Below are 17,088 nucleotides of genomic sequence, written 5' to 3'. Positions count from 1 at the left end.
TTTAACACTGTAAACAGGCTCTTTAAGACCCGATTAATTTTGATTCAATCAAAAGTTGGCATTTTGAATATTAACATTTTTAGCGGTGTTTTTTGCTCATAAATTATTTTAAAACAGAACATGGAAGTCAATAACTCGTCTGTTTTTAATCCATTTCTTTATTTCTCCGCCCTATTGCCGGTTTTGTTATTCCATGCAATGCGAGTGTGCCAATAAGTTTGTATTTATTCTTTCCGATTTTTTGAATAGACATGCTTTTAAAACTTATTTTAGGATATTTTTCCACGTCAAAGAAATCAGCACTTCGTAAATGATTATCACGCATTTCCACTTCGGTGTCAATAGAGGTAACATCAATCGAAAGTTCAAATACAGCATCACTAAAATCCGTTTTGTTAGTTGTTGCGGTTATCTCAAATTTTTTGAATAATCTCGCTATATCCGAAATACCATGAAGCACGGTGCTAAAAGTAAGTTTTGAGGCATTGAATCTGCTTTCTATGTTGTTTGTGCCAGCAGATAAGTAGATAAAAATAGTGTTGCGATGATGGTTGTTATATTTTTCATGAGGTATTGTTTCTTAATTATTTGACAGGTTTTAAGGACGTCCGGAGTTTGTAATCTCGCTTTTATCAATATTAATATACATTAAAAAGACGCACAAATGATTGTGGTTTTAAATGTTTTAATGTATAAAATTCAATTAATTTTTAGGTATTAAAATAAGAATAAACAGCTTTATTTCAATATGTTATGTATTCAAGAAAAAAATTCTTGTGGTGTAAACATCTGGTATATCATTAGACAATAAAACTTCAGCATAATCCAGACTGCGTTGAATATTTGGTAACTAATGGCCTGTTATTTTGATTTTTGTACAAAGAAATTATTGTTTGTGCAAAATCCAATGCGTCGAAATCGTATTTAGATTAGAGACTATTTCCCCTTTATTTCTATTAAGAATCCTGGTTTAAAATTGGATCTTTATAAAGAATTTTTAAGCTAGTGCTTAAAGGGGTTTCAATTGCAATATGGTGATTTACGGTTCCTATGTAAACCAGGTTAAACATTTTTTTTGAGAAATGAACTAAAAAACAATTGATATTAATGTTGAATAAGCACTATTTTTTTGAGAATGTATGTTCCAAATCTTTTTGAATCTAATCCTCTTTTTTAGTTTTTGATCTTGGTAGTTTTATTATTGATATCTATAAAATATTAATTATCAATATTTTAAATAAAAATGAATGCATTGATTTTATTGAAAATTATTTGTCAACAGTACTTAAAAGTATTTTTTATTGGAATAGAAACTGTAATTATTCTTAGCAAAAAAAATCAATTATTGAATCGCTTATGGGGAGTGTACGTCACAATTATTTCTATTATTCGGGTAACGCAATACGAAAGTAAGTTAATGGATTTTGTAAATAGATTGTTCTTAGTTTTGAGTGATTGGGGCGTTATGCTTTGGCATTGAGCAATAATTTTGATGAGGTGTGCTTCAAACATTTTAGAAAATGAAACAGAATTTATTTCAACATTCATTTCAAGGCTTCCGTACGAACTTAAATTATTCAGATTAAAAGATCCTATTGTTGTCCAATTGCCATCTATTACTGCCACTTTTCCATGTAAAATGGATTGGTCCCACTCGTACAATTCAATATTATATTTAAGCAATTTGCCATAAAGAAAACAGGTAGCCCTTCTCGTAAGCGGTAAATCTGATTTTCCCGAAAGAATTAATTTAATTTTCACTTTATTTTTGGAAGCTTTTTTTAAGGCTCGAATGATTCGAATACCAGGAAGAAAATAGCTTCCCACAATAATGATGTTTTTTTTCGCATTTCGAATTGATTTTATATACCCATCACAAATCTCATTTTCTCCCTTTAACCAGTCATTTTGAAGGATGCGAACCATTCCATCTTCCTCAAATGGAAAGGAAAATTTTATTTTATTGTTTTGTAAGTGTTTTTTTTTTAAATAGATATCCGTGCATAATTTTTGAAGTGGTTCGGCAATTTCTCCTGTTAATTGTACTGCATAGTCCAACCAAGGAGCTTCCGTAGGGGAGTCACAATATTTATCGGCTACATTTATACCGCCAATAAGCACGACTTTTGCATCAGCAACAATAACTTTTCGGTGCAGTCTTCTGCCTAGATAAAAAGTGTAGGTTGAAAATAAAGGAGCAAAAAAACGAATGTTTATGCCGCTTTGTCTCATTTCTTTTAGTATTTCTGCGGGAAATGATAAAGACCCCAAACCATCCAAAAGAACATAAACCTGAACCTTACGCGAAGCGGCTTCTTTTAATGCTTTAATAATTCTATTTCCGGTTGCATCGTTTTCAAAAATATACATTTGCATGTGAATTTCAAACTGTGAATTCCGAATAATAGCCTCTAATCGAGAAAAATAATCTTCGCCACTGTAAACAAGTTCCAGATTTTTTGGAGCAATAAGGTTATTTTTACTTTCTATCATAGGCTTTATTTATTTTTACTTCGTTAATTAAAAGAAATTCTATAAGATTTTCAACATCTAAATACCAATAACTTTATTATTTTCCATAACGAGCATTAATCTTGATTTGTTGAGTTGAATGAGCCCTAAGACTTTTTCTAAAAGAGAAGCACTATCAAGATAAACTAAATTTCGATCCATAGCATTGTAAATAAATTAGTCATCTCCTTTTATGGAAAGCGCCATAATAATCTGATCCCGATTCAGTGTTCCTACCGGAAAGCCTTCTTCAGTAATCAGGCTGTCCAATACTAATTTAACCACTGTTTTTTTTAAAGAGCCAGAGGATATTGCATTAATACTACAGCATGGGATTTGATTACTTTCAGAATGAATTTAGTTTATACATCACTAGCCTCGACTGGAGTTCCATTGCTAACAAAAATACAGATAAAAAATAAAATTGAGTCGAGAAAAACCAATAATAGTAATTCCAAAAGCTATTATTTGCCTAATAAAAGCCGGTATTCTTGTGTCAGTATACTTTTGTAATTTGAACGGTAAGAACACACGTAAAATCCTGCCGTCATCTAGAGGAAATGCCAGAATTAAATTGAAAAGTACCTATCAGAAATTGACTAAAAAGAAATTGAGAAAAAAAATTATTCGCGTTCAAGCCATTAATTGTTTTTGAAGTATCCGCAATGGTAATAAAGAATCTAGTGATAAAAGCTGCATAATGCTTACAAAAGTTCCCGCAAAAGCGACAATTAATTCTTCCGATGGTTTTTCTGGTAATCATTCCAATGGGTAAATCCGCCAATGGGTAAAAGGCTGATGTGTTTGGTTTTTATGTTGTAATTTTTACGGCTAAAGCATGGCCGAGTTCGTGTAATAAAACAGTAACGAAAATGCACAAGATAAAAACCACAGACCAAATTATTTAAGTAACATTTTGCCCTGATTTATAGTTCATAAAAATGATAAACAGAATAAGTAAAGTGAATGTCTAGTGTATGAATATTCCACTATCAGATACTTTTCTGAGTTTAAAGGATCCTTTCATCTTTTGAGTTTTTAATACTGCTATCCACAGCATGATTATAAAAAAGAGACAAACAATAAAATATTCTATTCGTTTATAAATGATTTCAAAACGGGTATCAATTCACCTCATTTACAGAATTACCAGTATTGTCCCAAGCATTTAAATTAGCGATAGTGGTGTGTGCAATTCCTTTTAATGCCTCGTTTGTCAAAAAACCTTGATGTCCGGTAATCATCACATTAGGATGGGAACGAAGTTTTAAAAACAAATCATCATTTATTGGAGTATCAGTATGATCTAGAAAAAATATTGGCTTTTCTTTTTCATAAACATCTAATCCTGCTGCACCAATGGTTTTATTTTCGATAGCTTCTATTAAATCTTTGGTATTTACGATTCCTCCTCGAGCAGTATTAATAAAAATCACTCCTTTTTTCATTAATGCAAAAATACTTTTATTAAAGAGATGGTTCGTTTTTGCATTAAGCAGATAATGCACGGATATCACATCAGCAGTAGCGCATAAATCTTCGAGAGAAACATAAGTTAATGTAATTTCATCCATGAGTTCCTTATTTTCCTTAATATCAAATGCTATTATTTTACAACCAAAACCATTCATTATTTTTGCAAATGCAGCTCCTATTTTTCCAGTTCCTACAATACCTATTGTTTTTCCATGTAAATCAAAACCTACTAAGTGATCCAATCGATAATCGCCAGTTTGCATCAAACTTTGTCCTAAAACTAGCTTCCTGTTTAGTGCTAATAATAAAGCAACGGCGAGTTCTGCAATGGCATAAGGTGAATATTCAGGAACATTTGCCACTTTTATTGCCAATGCTTTAGCCTTTGTTAAGTCAACATGGTCGTAACCCACGGAACGCAAGGCGATATGTTTTACGCCATAAGTAGATAGTTTTTGTAAAACTTTTTCTGAAGCATCATCAGATGTAAAAAGTGAAACAGCATCAAATCCTTTGGCTAGCGATGCTGTATTTTCGTTTAGAGATTGTTCCGTAAAAACTAATTCCTGATTACCATGTGACTCTTTTTCTAAGAAAGCTTTGTCAAATCCTAATATGCTGTACACTAATGTTTTCATTTTTGCTATTTTTCATTTCTAAAATAATATTTGTTAAGGTAGTTCTTTTCATAAGACTTGTTTCAGAAATTCCAATTCTTATTTTTTAGTTTGAAGAAATAAACTCTTTATAGTATTTGGAATAAGGATAAAATGAATCTTTGGATACACAAATGAAACTACACATTATGTTAAGCTTCTTTTTTGTATTTAATTTACTTTTTAAATTATTCGATAGTTGCATATTTTAAAGCAGTATGACTTATTATTCTGTTGTACCCAATTTCAATGTATTGTTCGTGTTAATGTTTCTCAGTTTTTTGTTAGCAAATTGAAAACCTCTGTCGGTATGAAAAATGAAACTGCCTCAGTATTTCAAAAATAACCGCTATTATTCAGATGTGAAAATTTGTACCTTTTTTCAACGAGTAATTGTTGTTTATTATTTTTAATGAAACTATCAATTATCGAATGCTTTTGCAAAAAAATACGGATTGCTTTTTTAAATAAATCTCGCTCTTACTCGAATTTTTTCAGACTTTTAACTAGTTCTTGAATTTTTTCACGTTTGAGACTTTGTTTTGAATTTAATTTTCTAAAATTACTTGCATGATCAAACTCCGTAAATTTTTTACGCAAAATTATATAAATGTAATGCTGTTAATCCAAGCACCATTTACTAGTCCTGACATATTTATTCTATTATGACTCATCGGATGGCTATTTTTTGATGCTATGTGTTAAATTTTAAGGAATTGTTTACGAATTTAAAATTAGGATCATTTCTTAACATAAAGTGATGACTAATCTCGTATGTATCTCTTTATTTAGAATTTTTCGATTACAAATGGTGTTTTTTTTTGAAAGTTGAAGTAGAAGTAAAATGGAAATAATAGTTATATTCTTTCAAAAAAAAGCCATCAAAAGTAATTTTGATGGCTTTAATTAATAAAGAGTATTTTAATCTCTAAATAAAAAATTATTGTTTAATCAAGTATTTGATATCTTTAATTTTACCATTTATAGCGATTTTCAAGAAATAGAATCCTTTATTCAATTCTGATAATTCTAATTTTGTAATTGATTTTCCAGCTTTAATTTCTTGACTGCTTTGTTTTTTGATCTGTCCGTAGAAGTTATAAAGTAAAAAGTCAACCTTTGCATTTTCAGAAATGTTAATGCTTACATCTACACTATCTACGAATGGATTAGGAAATACATTTACATCAGTTATTGATACGGAATCCTTATTTATTGATGTACAAGCACCTAAATTATCTCCATGAGCTAAATGGCTTGCAACAGCATTTTCGTCAATACAAATTGTTTTTCCGTTGTGACATATTTCCACTTTTGGATTTTTTGAATTACTACCACAACGCACATCAATTACATTGACAATCTTTTCTGTGGCAGATATACAACCGTTAGCGTCTTTCACAATTAGTGTATATGTGGTAGTTGCCGTAGGACAAACGGCAATACTACTTGTTGTTGCTCCAGTGCTCCATTGGTATGTATAAGGTAATATTCCCCCAGTTACTGTACCTGCAGAAAGTGTTGTGCAGGAAGCATTACTGTACCCATAATATACATTTACCCCATTTGTAGATGGAATAGTAATCATTGAAGGCTCAGTTATAGTGAAATTAGCAGTCAATTTATTGTTTAAAGCATCTTTTACAATTACAGTATAAGTTCCTGGATTAAGATTAGATATGGAGTTTGTATTTGTAATTTCATCAGTACTCCAAGTATAGGTGTATGGTGCAATTCCGCCTGAAACAGAAACAGTAGCAGTACCATTAGCTTCGCCGTTGCAAGTACTATTTGTTACACTGCTAGCGTCAAGAGTAAATTCTTTTAATTGCAATCTTACAGAAACTGGAAAGTGGTCCGAAGCTGTTTTAGTATAATCACTAGCGTAAAATTCATAATGTACTCTAGCGGATTCATTGATGTATAAATTAGCAAGTTCGTTAGAAACTGTTATATGATCAATCATGTTTTCATAAGTAACATACGATCTAAAGCCCGCGTCACTTAATGTTTTAGTAAGTACATTAAAATTAGAACTGTCATTTACATAATCTTCATAAGTAGAAACTGTAGTTATTACATCAGATACTGTATAATCAACATCATCGTTATAATCTCCTAGTAATATTAAGTTTGCATCTGGGTATTGTGCACTCAATGTGTCTTTCAGAACTTCTACATCAAACTTACGCATGTCATATTTACCTTGTGCATCACCACTAGTATTTGCTCTAGCATGAAGATTAATAATATTGATTTGTTTTTGATTACCATCAATTGTAACATTTGCAGTCATCATAAATGGCAATCTACCGCTTGCAAAAAATCTAGATTTATCAGCATCAGGATAATTTGCAAGTGCTGAAACATCGCCACCATTATAAAAAGGATGAATTGTTTTCAAAAGCACCTTCGTATTCAACGGAGTTACTGTTTTATTTTTATAAATAAATCCAACTTTTTGTTTTGGACTACTAAAATCATTAGGATATGACGTAGCCTCTGATAAAACATAACTGTAATCATTCATTTCGCTAACCATCTGAGCAAGCAAAGCATCATCAGAGATTTCTTCTACAGCATAAATATCAGCATCTAATTGCTGTAAAACATTTTTGACAGCCGCTTTTTGTATGGCATCAGAGTTGGTGTTTCCTGCTGCAGGCGAATTGGTTTCATCACCAAACCAAGCGATGTTCCAAGTAGCGATATCCAAAGTTTTTTCTTTTGAAATTGCTAAATCATTACCAGTTTGTTCATATTTATTTGCACATGGTAAGTCTGTTCTCATTCTAGGTAATAGTTGTTGAGTTGCAAAATAGTTCCCCACAACACCTATTATTTCTGAACAATTTTCTGGTTGCGCAAAACCTATAAGATCATTTACATCTGCATCGATTCTCAATTGAGCTGTTCCACTAGCATCCGTAATAGTAGTGTTTGAATTACCAAACATCATGGCGCCAGGCTTAGGAAAAGTTGTGTTTTCAATGCGAACTAATTCAGCAGGGTGGTTTACCATTTCACTCAAAATGATAGTAAGAGGCACAATAGGTTGATTAGGTAATCCATTATTGGTAACCGCACTTACAGGACTTATTTGTATTTGCTCGCTGAAAGAGCTTCTCGTTCCTGTAACTGTAATAGAATCTCCTATTTTAAAAAGTCCAGTTCCATGAACTGATTTGTCAAAAACAGCTATCGCTCCTGTAGCATCTTGTAGGTAAGCTGATCCTGCAAATTGGTCAGAAACGGTTAAAACTCCAGTTACGGTTACAATTTCTCCATCCGTTTTTGCTCTAGCTTCAGCAATTGGAATAACTACCAGTATATCAGAAGCATTACCAAAAAACTGTCCTTTATTTATAGCTCCAAAAGTATTATTGACTGCTTGCCAAGTAAAATCAGCATAAGTAAATCCTACTCCGGTTAATTGTAATGAAGTTCCTATTGCCGCAGTACCTGCTTCAGCAATACCTATATCAGTACTTGTTTTTCCTGCAGCAGGACCATTAGAAGCGGTAAAAGTACCTTCGTAGCTTAAAAATTGAATAACTTTTCCAGAAGCATCTACTAATGCAATTCCGTCAGGAGAACCATTTTGTAATCCAGCAATGTTTACTGATACAGTACCATAACCATTTAATTGATCTGGAATAATTCCGGATAAATTTCCTGTTGGAGTATAGCTAGCTCCTCCTGTTCCATTGTAAGGAATGATACTCCATCCTGTTAAATCAGTTCCTGAGTAACCAGCAATTTCTACTGCTTCACCAGTATCAGTTCCCGCATTGTCATAATGGATTTCATTGATAAAAACTAATTCACCAAATTTTTCTCCCTTGTTAGGTTTTCCAAAAGTACTTGGTGCTGCTACCCATGTAAAATCAGCATATTTAGTTCCTTTACCAATAAGCTGCAGTGAATTTCCAACAGTTGCAGTACTTGCCTCAGCAATACCAATATCAGTACTTGTCATTCCTGCAGCAGGACCATTGCTCGCTGTAAAAGCACCTTCGTAACTTAGAAATTGAATGACTTTTCCCGTTGCATCTACTAAAGCAATTCCGTCAGGAGCACCATTTTGTAATCCTAGAATAGCAACTGATACTGTTCCATATCCGTTTAATTGATTTGGAATTGTTCCTGATAAATTTCCTATTGGAGTATAAGAAGCGCCACCATTACCATTGTAAGGGATGATTTTCCATCCTGTTAAGTCGGTCCCTGCAAGCCCAGCAATTTCAACACCTTCTTCAACATCTGTTCCTGCATTATCATAGTGAATTTCGTTGATAAAAACAGCTCCAGCTGGAGTAGGAGTAGTACTATTTAAGGTAGTTATACTAACCACATTACTAGCTATTGAAGCGTTGTCATTAGCATCTAATGCAATCACTGTTAAGGCGTAAGTAGTGTTTGGTGTTAAACCATTTAGATTAAAACTAGTGGCTGTTGTAGCTGCTAATAATGTACCTCCGTTATAAACTTCATAAGAAGCATTTGATGTTCCTGCTGTCCAAGACAATGTTGCAGTAGTAGCAGTAACATTAGTTGCCACTAAATTTGTTGGTGGAGTAAGAGGCTCGGCAACCATTGCGAATGATTGTCCATTATTGATACTTCCATACGTGCTTGCAACTGTTGTTTGCCATGTAAAATCACTGTATTGATTTCCAGACCCTTTCAACTGTAATGATAAGCCTACTGCTTCGGTTCCAATTTCAGAAACGCCAATATTCGTACTGATTACTCCGTTTGCTGGACCATTAGTAGCAGCAAAAGTTCCTTCATAGCTTAAAAATTGAACTGTATTTCCTAAGTTGTTTACTAACGCAAGACCATCTGGTGCTCCATTTTGTAATCCATTTATAGATACGAAAACAGTTCCAAATCCATTAAACTGATTCGGAATTATACCTGATAAACTTCCTGCAGGAGTATAAGATGCACCACCATTTCCGTTATAAGGAATAATGCTCCAACCTGTTAAATCGGTTCCAGCTGTTCCAGCAATTTCAACACCTTCACCTACATCAGTACCTGCATTATCATAATGAATTTCGTTCATGAAAACAACAGAAGTAGTTGGAGTTGGTGGTGGTGTACCAATTAAAGTTTTTACGGCTACGTTATTACTAGCGTTTGAAATGTTTCCAGCCGCATCAAATGCTTTTATGGATAAAGTATAATTTGTATTTGCTGTTAATCCAGATAAAACATAACTAGGAGTTGAAGAAGAAGCAATTTGTACTGTTCCGTTATAAATTCGGTATCCTAAAACGCCCACATTATCTGTAGACTGAACCCATGTTAATGTAGTTTCTGATGCGGTTGTATTTGTAGCAACCAAGTTACTAGGTACAGACGGAATTTCTGTATCCAATTGAACACTGCCATCAAATCTATTTTGAGCTTGTGGCCCACCCCAAATTGCTGTCGCAAAAGCAGGATTATCAATAAAAGGGTTTCTGTTTCCTTGAACTCCTTCTAATATTGTATTTCTATTAATTTCTACTTGGGAAACTGGATCTTCTGCACTCCATTGAAGTAGAATATCGGTCATATCAGTACTGTAGTTCTGTGAACTTACAGTAACTACACTAGGAAGACATTGTGTACCATAATGCAAATACATGTACATAATCATACGGGCAACATCACCTTTCCATTCATCGCCAGGATAGAAGATATTGTTGACTAATTTAGCATTTCCAGATCCGGCACCAAAAGGATAATTGTTTCTAGTGGCATTAAAATTTACATCTGAGGCTCTTAAATGATGAGCATCACTTCCTGGGCCTTCACTTCCTAAATTAGGATTTCCTAATGATCTAGGAAATACATGTTCTCTATTCCAGTCCCCTTGGTTTCCACCATTTTTATCTTTGGAGCGGGTTCGATCATTTGTTAAATCAGTATCACTGTCATTATAACCATAAATCAGTACAACTTTCGAAGGATCGTTAGGGTCTAAATCAGTTTGTTTTAGAGCATCCCAAACTCCAGGGGTATAAGTCAAATAAGTAGAATGGGTTGAAATAATTAAATTTGACAGGCTTGTTTTTAAGGAATTTCCTGTTTGGCTAATGTTAGTTCCGTTATAATAAGTAGGAACTTGAGCATTGGAAATAAAACTTAAAAAAATAAATACAGCTACAAGAAAGAACTGTGTCTTTAAGTAAAATTGCTTCATAATAGTTTTAGTAATTTGTTGGACTGTAAAACTATAAATATTACTTTTCTTGTTTACTGAATACTATTAACAAATTGTTAAAATTACTAACATTTAATAATGATTTATAAACGTTTATTTAATAGAATTGATTAATAATTAGTGATTTATTGATTAATAATTAGTGATTTATTGATTAAAAGTATTAATTCTTATTTTATCAAGTTGTCTTTAAACATTATATTATAGAAGATAATCTATAAAAAATGTTTCTTTTTTAGGGAACAATCAAGTGATTTTAAAATCGATCAAAATTGAGATTGTACAGTTGTACGTAACTTGTAGATAGAATAAAGTAGAAGATTCAAAAATTATTTTGGATTATAAATGTGGATGGATTGCCCCACTAATTTCCATTGTCCTTTTATTTTTTCTAATAATCGAATTTCATAGGAGAAGGTTTTTTTACCATCCTTAGCAGTTGATTCTTCGTCATGGCTCACCCACGCACTATTCCCATTAATACTCATTTTATAGTTTGTATTTACAGAAAAACCGCCATTTCCCATAGCACTAGGATTTGTGTTAATCATTGCAGTTGGAGGAATATCCAGTGTAACTCCCTCAGGAGTGGAAATTAATATTCGGCTATACGGTTGAATATGCCAGCATTCTGAATGTCCTTTACTATCAGCAGTTCTCCATGTTGCGGACTCTTTTTCTAGTAGTTTTTTTATAACTACAGCTTCATCAATCTTCTGGCTGTAACTTACCATGTTTATTATTAGGATAAGAAAAAAAGATGCTGTCCACTTCATATTGGTTGTATTTTTTTGGTTTTGAATAATTTTCTTACTCGCTTCAATGCAAATTTAAGTAAATGTATTGTTTTATACCATAAAAACAAACTATAGCTCAGTTGTTTGCGGTTTAGTGCAGTTGTTTAATTGTGGTTTTAGACTTTTGAATTTGTTTTCTGTGGCGTAAGATATGAACTATAGCATGTACCATTAATTGTTCGATGTCATAAAGTTGTGCCCAAGAAGCACTAATTTTTTTTTGAAGTCTCAAATTCTTCAAGCACATCATTCTCAATAGTTGCAAATGTGTCCTGTGTGAATTTGAGAACGTTATCTAAATCATTTAGATAGTAAGCAATGAAACTCCGATTTACTTTTTCGGGACGTATGTTATTACTGTTTTTTAAATTCTGAATGTAAACACAATAAGAATATCCTGAACTAGCCACATGTCAAAGTATCGTTTGTATGGATTTGCAATTCGGATTTTTTGTCTTTTGATCAACTGTAAATGTTATTTATTGCTGAGAAACATCTTTAATTACATGCTGCAATTCTATGATTTATTTTTATATTATGCTAATAATGAGTTAACTGCATTTTGATTGTTACTCATTTGTTGAATTAGTTTGAATGTAGTTTTGTAATTAGTAAAAAATATCAAATACAAATCGAAATTAGAACTAACCGCTTTTTTGTACACAAATGAAAGAATTAAAATCTTAATTCTCTTACTTATTCATTTCCTTTTTTAATCCATTTTCCAACTTCGGGAGCTACATAATTTTCCATTTTATCAAGTAAATCTCCGGCATTATCGCTTACCAGTATCATTTGCTGATTAGTTGGTTTTAGAAAACCTTTATCGACCATGTTTGCAACAAATTCCAGCAGCAAATCATAAAATCCATCGACATTCAAAATTCCGATTGGCTTTTTATGCAGTCCAAGTTGCGCCCAAGTCAGCATTTCGAAAAATTCTTCTAGAGTTCCAAATCCGCCTGGTAAAGCAATTATGCCATCGCTAAGTTCATTCATTTTGGTTTTTCTTTCATGCATACTTTCTACGATGAATAATTCGGTTAAGCGATCGTGCGCGATTTCTTTAGTCATCAGAAAACTTGGCAAAACACCAAATACTTTTCCGTTATGATTTAAAACACCATCTGCAACACTTCCCATAAGACCTACTTTAGCCCCGCCATAAACGAGTTCATAATTATTTTCGGCCATTAATTGTCCAAGTTTGAAAGCTTGAATTTCATAATTTTTTTCGTTTCCAAAGCTGGATCCACAAAAGACAGTAATTCTTTTCATATATAAAATGATTCTTATTTATATGTTCAATGTTATCGGTAGCTGATGTATAATTTTATTCGCGATTCTTTTATATCAGCGCGATCAGGTTTTTAAACTGTAAAGCATTTTATATAGTGAGTGATATAAACCGCTTCAATCATTTTCACATATAAGTCTCCATAAGTATTAGTTTAAATTTTATTAATAACCGTTTTTAAGGTATTTAAATTTCTTTTTTGAACAAATTGATATTGAATCAAAAATAGATTTATTTTTCTCTATTAACAAATTTTTTAACTTTTGAGAAGAACAATTAAGATAGAAATGTAGTACAAATTAAAAATGTTTTTTTTGAGGGCTTTTCTTTTAATATTTATTACATTGTAGGGGAAAAATAGGTGATATTTTTGTGTGAAAGTTTATTTTTTTATCTAATGTTCATTTTAAAGTCAAGAACCCACAAATTTAAATATGATTTTAGTTTTTGTCATTTAAAATGGGGCTAAGACTCCAATTATTCAAAAAAAAAATTATTTTTGTACATACACCTTCTTAAATCTGGAAGTCCTATAAAGTTATTAATCAAAAGGTATTCAAATGGATTTAAATTCTTGTTTAATGAAATTTAAAAGAATACCCACCCAAATTAATGAAAAAAATCCCTATTCCTACAAATGAATCTGAACGATTAACAGCTCTTGAAAGTTATTCAATTATGGGTACTTTACCAGAAAAAGAGTATGACGCAATAACACAATTGGCCTCCTATATTTGCGGAACTCCAATAGCTTTAGTCAGTTTGTTGGACAAAGAAAGACAATGGTTTAAATCGAGTGTTGGATTAGGAGCTTCTGAAACTCCTAGAGAGATTTCGTTTTGCCAATATACAATCATGGGAGATGAAGTCTATGAAGTTACAAATGCATTAGAGAATAAATTATTTGCTGACAATCCTTTGGTAACTGGCAATCCTGATATTAGATTCTATGCGGGAGTACCGCTAAAAGACTCGGTTGGTTTTAATTTAGGATCGCTGTGCGTTATTGATACGGTGCCCAGGACCTTGAGTACTGAACAAAAAAATGCTTTAAAACTATTGGCAAATCAAGTCGTTTTATTATTGCAATTGCGAAAAAAAAATTCGGATTTAAATACTAGCCAAAAGGAATTTCAAAATTTTATTAACCTTTCAAAGGATTTAGTTTGCATTGCAAATGTGAATGGAATGTTTTCTAAAGTGAATCCTGCTTTCTCGACTGTTTTAGGATATTCAAAAGAAGAATTAGAAGGGTCGACTTTTGTTAATTTTGTTCATCCGGATGATTTAGATAAAACCTATGAAGAAGTTGCTAAATTAGCCGAAGGACACAAAACAATCAGTTTTGAAAATCGGTACCGCTGTAAAAATGGCGAATATATAGTGTTAAGCTGGAACACCTCTCCAGATCCTGTTTCTGGAAATTTATATTGTATTGCCAGGGATATGACTAAAGAATACAAGCAAAAAGAGAAATTAGTTAAAACTAGTAGCGAATTATCTGCAATCCTTAATTCTACTGATTTTTCAATAATATCCTCTGATCTAGATGGAACGATTAAAGAATTTAACAGAGGTGCGGAAATATTACTTGGATATAAATCAGAAGAAGTAATAGGAAAGACGAGTCCATCTATTTTTCACTTATGGGATGAAGTTGTTAAACGAACAAACGATTTATCAATAGAGTTTGGAAAAGATCTATCACCTGTATATGATACATTGGTATTTAAAGCGAGAGAATTAGGAATAGAGGACTCTTATGAGTGGACTTATGTAAGGAAAGACGGTAGTCTAGTCCCAATAGTTTTATCAGTTACAGGAATAAAGAATAGTGAAGGTGAACTGACAGGTTATTTAGGTATATCTAAGGATATTACTAAAGAAAAGGAAATAGAACTGAATTTAATAAACAGTAATAAATTATTAGACGAATCGCAAAGTATTGCTAAAACAGGAAGTTGGAAATTTGATTTAATCACAAAGGATTTAATTTGGTCAAAAGGACATTATAAAATTTTCGAAATTGATGAATTACCTCCGGACATCCTATATGAAGCTTACAGAAAGATTCTGCGCCCGCAAGACTTGGTACTATTAGATAAAGAAATTGAAAAAAGTGTTGCTACAGGTCAGGATTTTGAGTTTTTGAACAGTATTGAATTTCCTGACAGCAGAGTAAAATACATTTTAACTTTAGGTCAGGTTGTCAAAAATGAAGCGGGAGAAGTAATTGGCGCTCAAGGGAGCATTCAGGATATTACTGAAAAAACATTGGTGGAACAAAGTTTAATAAACAGTAATAAATTATTAGACGAGTCACAAAGTATTGCTAAAACAGGAAGTTGGAAATTTGATTTAATCACAAAGGATTTAATTTGGTCAAAAGGACATTATAAAATTTTCGAAATTGATGAATTAGCTCCGGAAATCCTATATGAAGCTTACAGAAAGATTCTACGCCCGCAAGACTTGGTACTATTAGATAAAGAAATTGAAAAAAGTGTTGCTACAGGTCAGGATTTTGAGTTTTTAAACAGTATTGAATTCCCTGATAACAGAGTAAAATACATTTTAACTTTAGGTGAGGTTATCAAAAATGAAGCGGGAGAAGTTATAGGTGCTCAAGGGAGTATTCAGGATATTACTGAAAAGACATTGGTGGAACAAAGTTTGATAAATAGCAATAAATTATTAGATGAATCACAAAGTATTGCGAAAATTGGTAGTTGGAAATTTGATTTAGCTACAGATGATTTGGTTTGGTCAAAAGCACATTATAATATTTTTGAACTGGAAGAGTTAAGTTCTGATAAGTTATTTGCTGCCTATAGAGAAAGGATATTTCCCGATGATTTAGAAATATTAGATAATTTAAACCATGATAAATTAGATATTGATCAAGATTTTAAAATTAGTTATCGAATAGTTTTACCAGGTAATAGATTAAAGTATATTTTAGAAATTGGGAAGCCCATTAAAAATGAAAAAGAGCAAATAATTGGTTTGCAGGGTTCTATAATGGATGTTACTGAAAAAACACTTGCAGAGCTAAAAATTGCTGAAAAAGCAAAAGAAATCAATGACATCAGAGCCGCATTAGATGAATCTTCAATTGTTTCTATTATGAATAAAAACGGGGTGTTTTCATTTGTAAATGATAATTTTTGTACTATTTCTAAGTATACAAAAGAGGAATTGGTAGGAAAAGACCAAAGAATAATTTCAGGTGACCTTTCACCGGATTTCACTAGAACGATATACAAAACAATTATAAACGGGAATGTATGGAAAGGAGAGATTAGAAATTTAGCTAAGGACGGAACGTATTATTGGGAAAAAACAACCATTGTACCCTTCTTAGATGAAAAAGGAAAACCATATCAATATATTGCTATCAGTGCGGACATTACCGATCAGAAAAGTGCCGAAGAAAACTTAAAAGTAGCATTGTTAAATCTTGGGAAAACGAATAAAGAGCTCGATCAGTTTGCATACGTAGTGTCACATGATTTGAAGGCTCCTCTCAGGGCAATAAATAATCTTTCGGAATGGATTGTTGAAGATATGCCGGATATGCCAAAAGAGGTAAGCACAAACTTTGATTTATTGAGAGGTCGTGTGATGCGAATGGAAAATTTAATTAATGGAGTTTTAGATTATTCGCGTATTGGACGGGTTGAAATTGCGAACGAAACTATTGATTTGAAACTAATGCTAAGTCAAATCGTAGATTCGATTGTTCCAATGGAAGGTTTTGAAATTACAATTGATGGTAACTTTCCGATTATTGTATCTCAAGGAATACTGTTGCAACAGGTTTTTAGTAATTTGATTAGTAATGCAGTAAAATACAATGATAAACCTTTGGGGAAAATAGGATGTCATTATAAATCTGTAACCGGTTTTCACCAATTTACTATAAAAGACAATGGTCCAGGGATTGAGCAAGAGTACCATGAAAAAGTATTTAAAGTTTTCCAAACCATTGAAGCGCGCGATGTAAAAGAGAGTACCGGAATTGGATTATCTATTGTCAAAAAAATTACTGAAGAAATAGGAGGAACTATTCATATTGAATCTGAACAGAATAAAGGCTGTAGTTTCATTTTTACCATGCCTAAATAAATTAAA

The 17,088-nt window shown here is 32.3% G+C and carries 7 protein-coding genes; 1 reads left to right on the top strand and 6 read right to left on the bottom strand.

What is annotated here, in order from left to right:
• Positions 1 to 145: 145 nt before the first annotated feature.
• The 6 genes from ACNQF6_RS12590 to ACNQF6_RS12565 form a co-directional block, all read right to left on the bottom strand.
• Complete coding sequence (locus ACNQF6_RS12590) at positions 146 to 502, bottom strand: YceI family protein (RefSeq protein ID WP_417966381.1); 357 nt, start codon at positions 500 to 502, stop codon at positions 146 to 148.
• Positions 503 to 1,338: 836 nt separating this feature from the next.
• Positions 1,339 to 2,493, bottom strand: a complete 1,155-nt coding sequence (locus ACNQF6_RS12585; RefSeq protein ID WP_417966259.1) for a phospholipase D-like domain-containing protein — start codon at positions 2,491 to 2,493, stop codon at positions 1,339 to 1,341.
• A 1,142-nt stretch (positions 2,494 to 3,635) separates the two neighbouring features.
• Positions 3,636 to 4,625: an NAD(P)-dependent oxidoreductase gene (locus ACNQF6_RS12580; RefSeq protein ID WP_417966258.1), complete on the bottom strand. Its 990-nt coding sequence runs from the start codon at positions 4,623 to 4,625 to the stop codon at positions 3,636 to 3,638.
• 958 nt (positions 4,626 to 5,583) lie between these two features.
• A complete protein-coding gene (locus ACNQF6_RS12575) occupies positions 5,584 to 10,839 on the bottom strand; it encodes an endonuclease (protein WP_417966257.1) in 5,256 nt (1,751 codons plus the stop codon).
• A gap of 350 nt (positions 10,840 to 11,189) precedes the next feature.
• A complete protein-coding gene (locus tag ACNQF6_RS12570) occupies positions 11,190 to 11,636 on the bottom strand; it encodes an endo-arabinase (protein WP_417966256.1) in 447 nt (148 codons plus the stop codon).
• 717 nt (positions 11,637 to 12,353) lie between these two features.
• Entirely contained in the window at positions 12,354 to 12,935 is a 582-nt protein-coding gene (locus tag ACNQF6_RS12565) for an LOG family protein (protein ID WP_417966255.1), read from the bottom strand.
• Positions 12,936 to 13,566: 631 nt separating this feature from the next.
• Between ACNQF6_RS12565 and ACNQF6_RS12560 the strand changes: the two genes are divergently transcribed.
• Positions 13,567 to 17,082: a PAS domain S-box protein gene (locus ACNQF6_RS12560; protein ID WP_417966254.1), complete on the top strand. Its 3,516-nt coding sequence runs from the start codon at positions 13,567 to 13,569 to the stop codon at positions 17,080 to 17,082.
• Positions 17,083 to 17,088: the final 6 nt, after the last annotated feature.

It is taken from the genome of Flavobacterium pasteuri (assembly GCF_048286615.1).
Lineage (GTDB): Bacteria > Bacteroidota > Bacteroidia > Flavobacteriales > Flavobacteriaceae > Flavobacterium.
The sequence above is the reverse complement of the archived record's forward strand: the minus strand, read 5'-3'. Positions and strand labels throughout refer to the sequence as shown.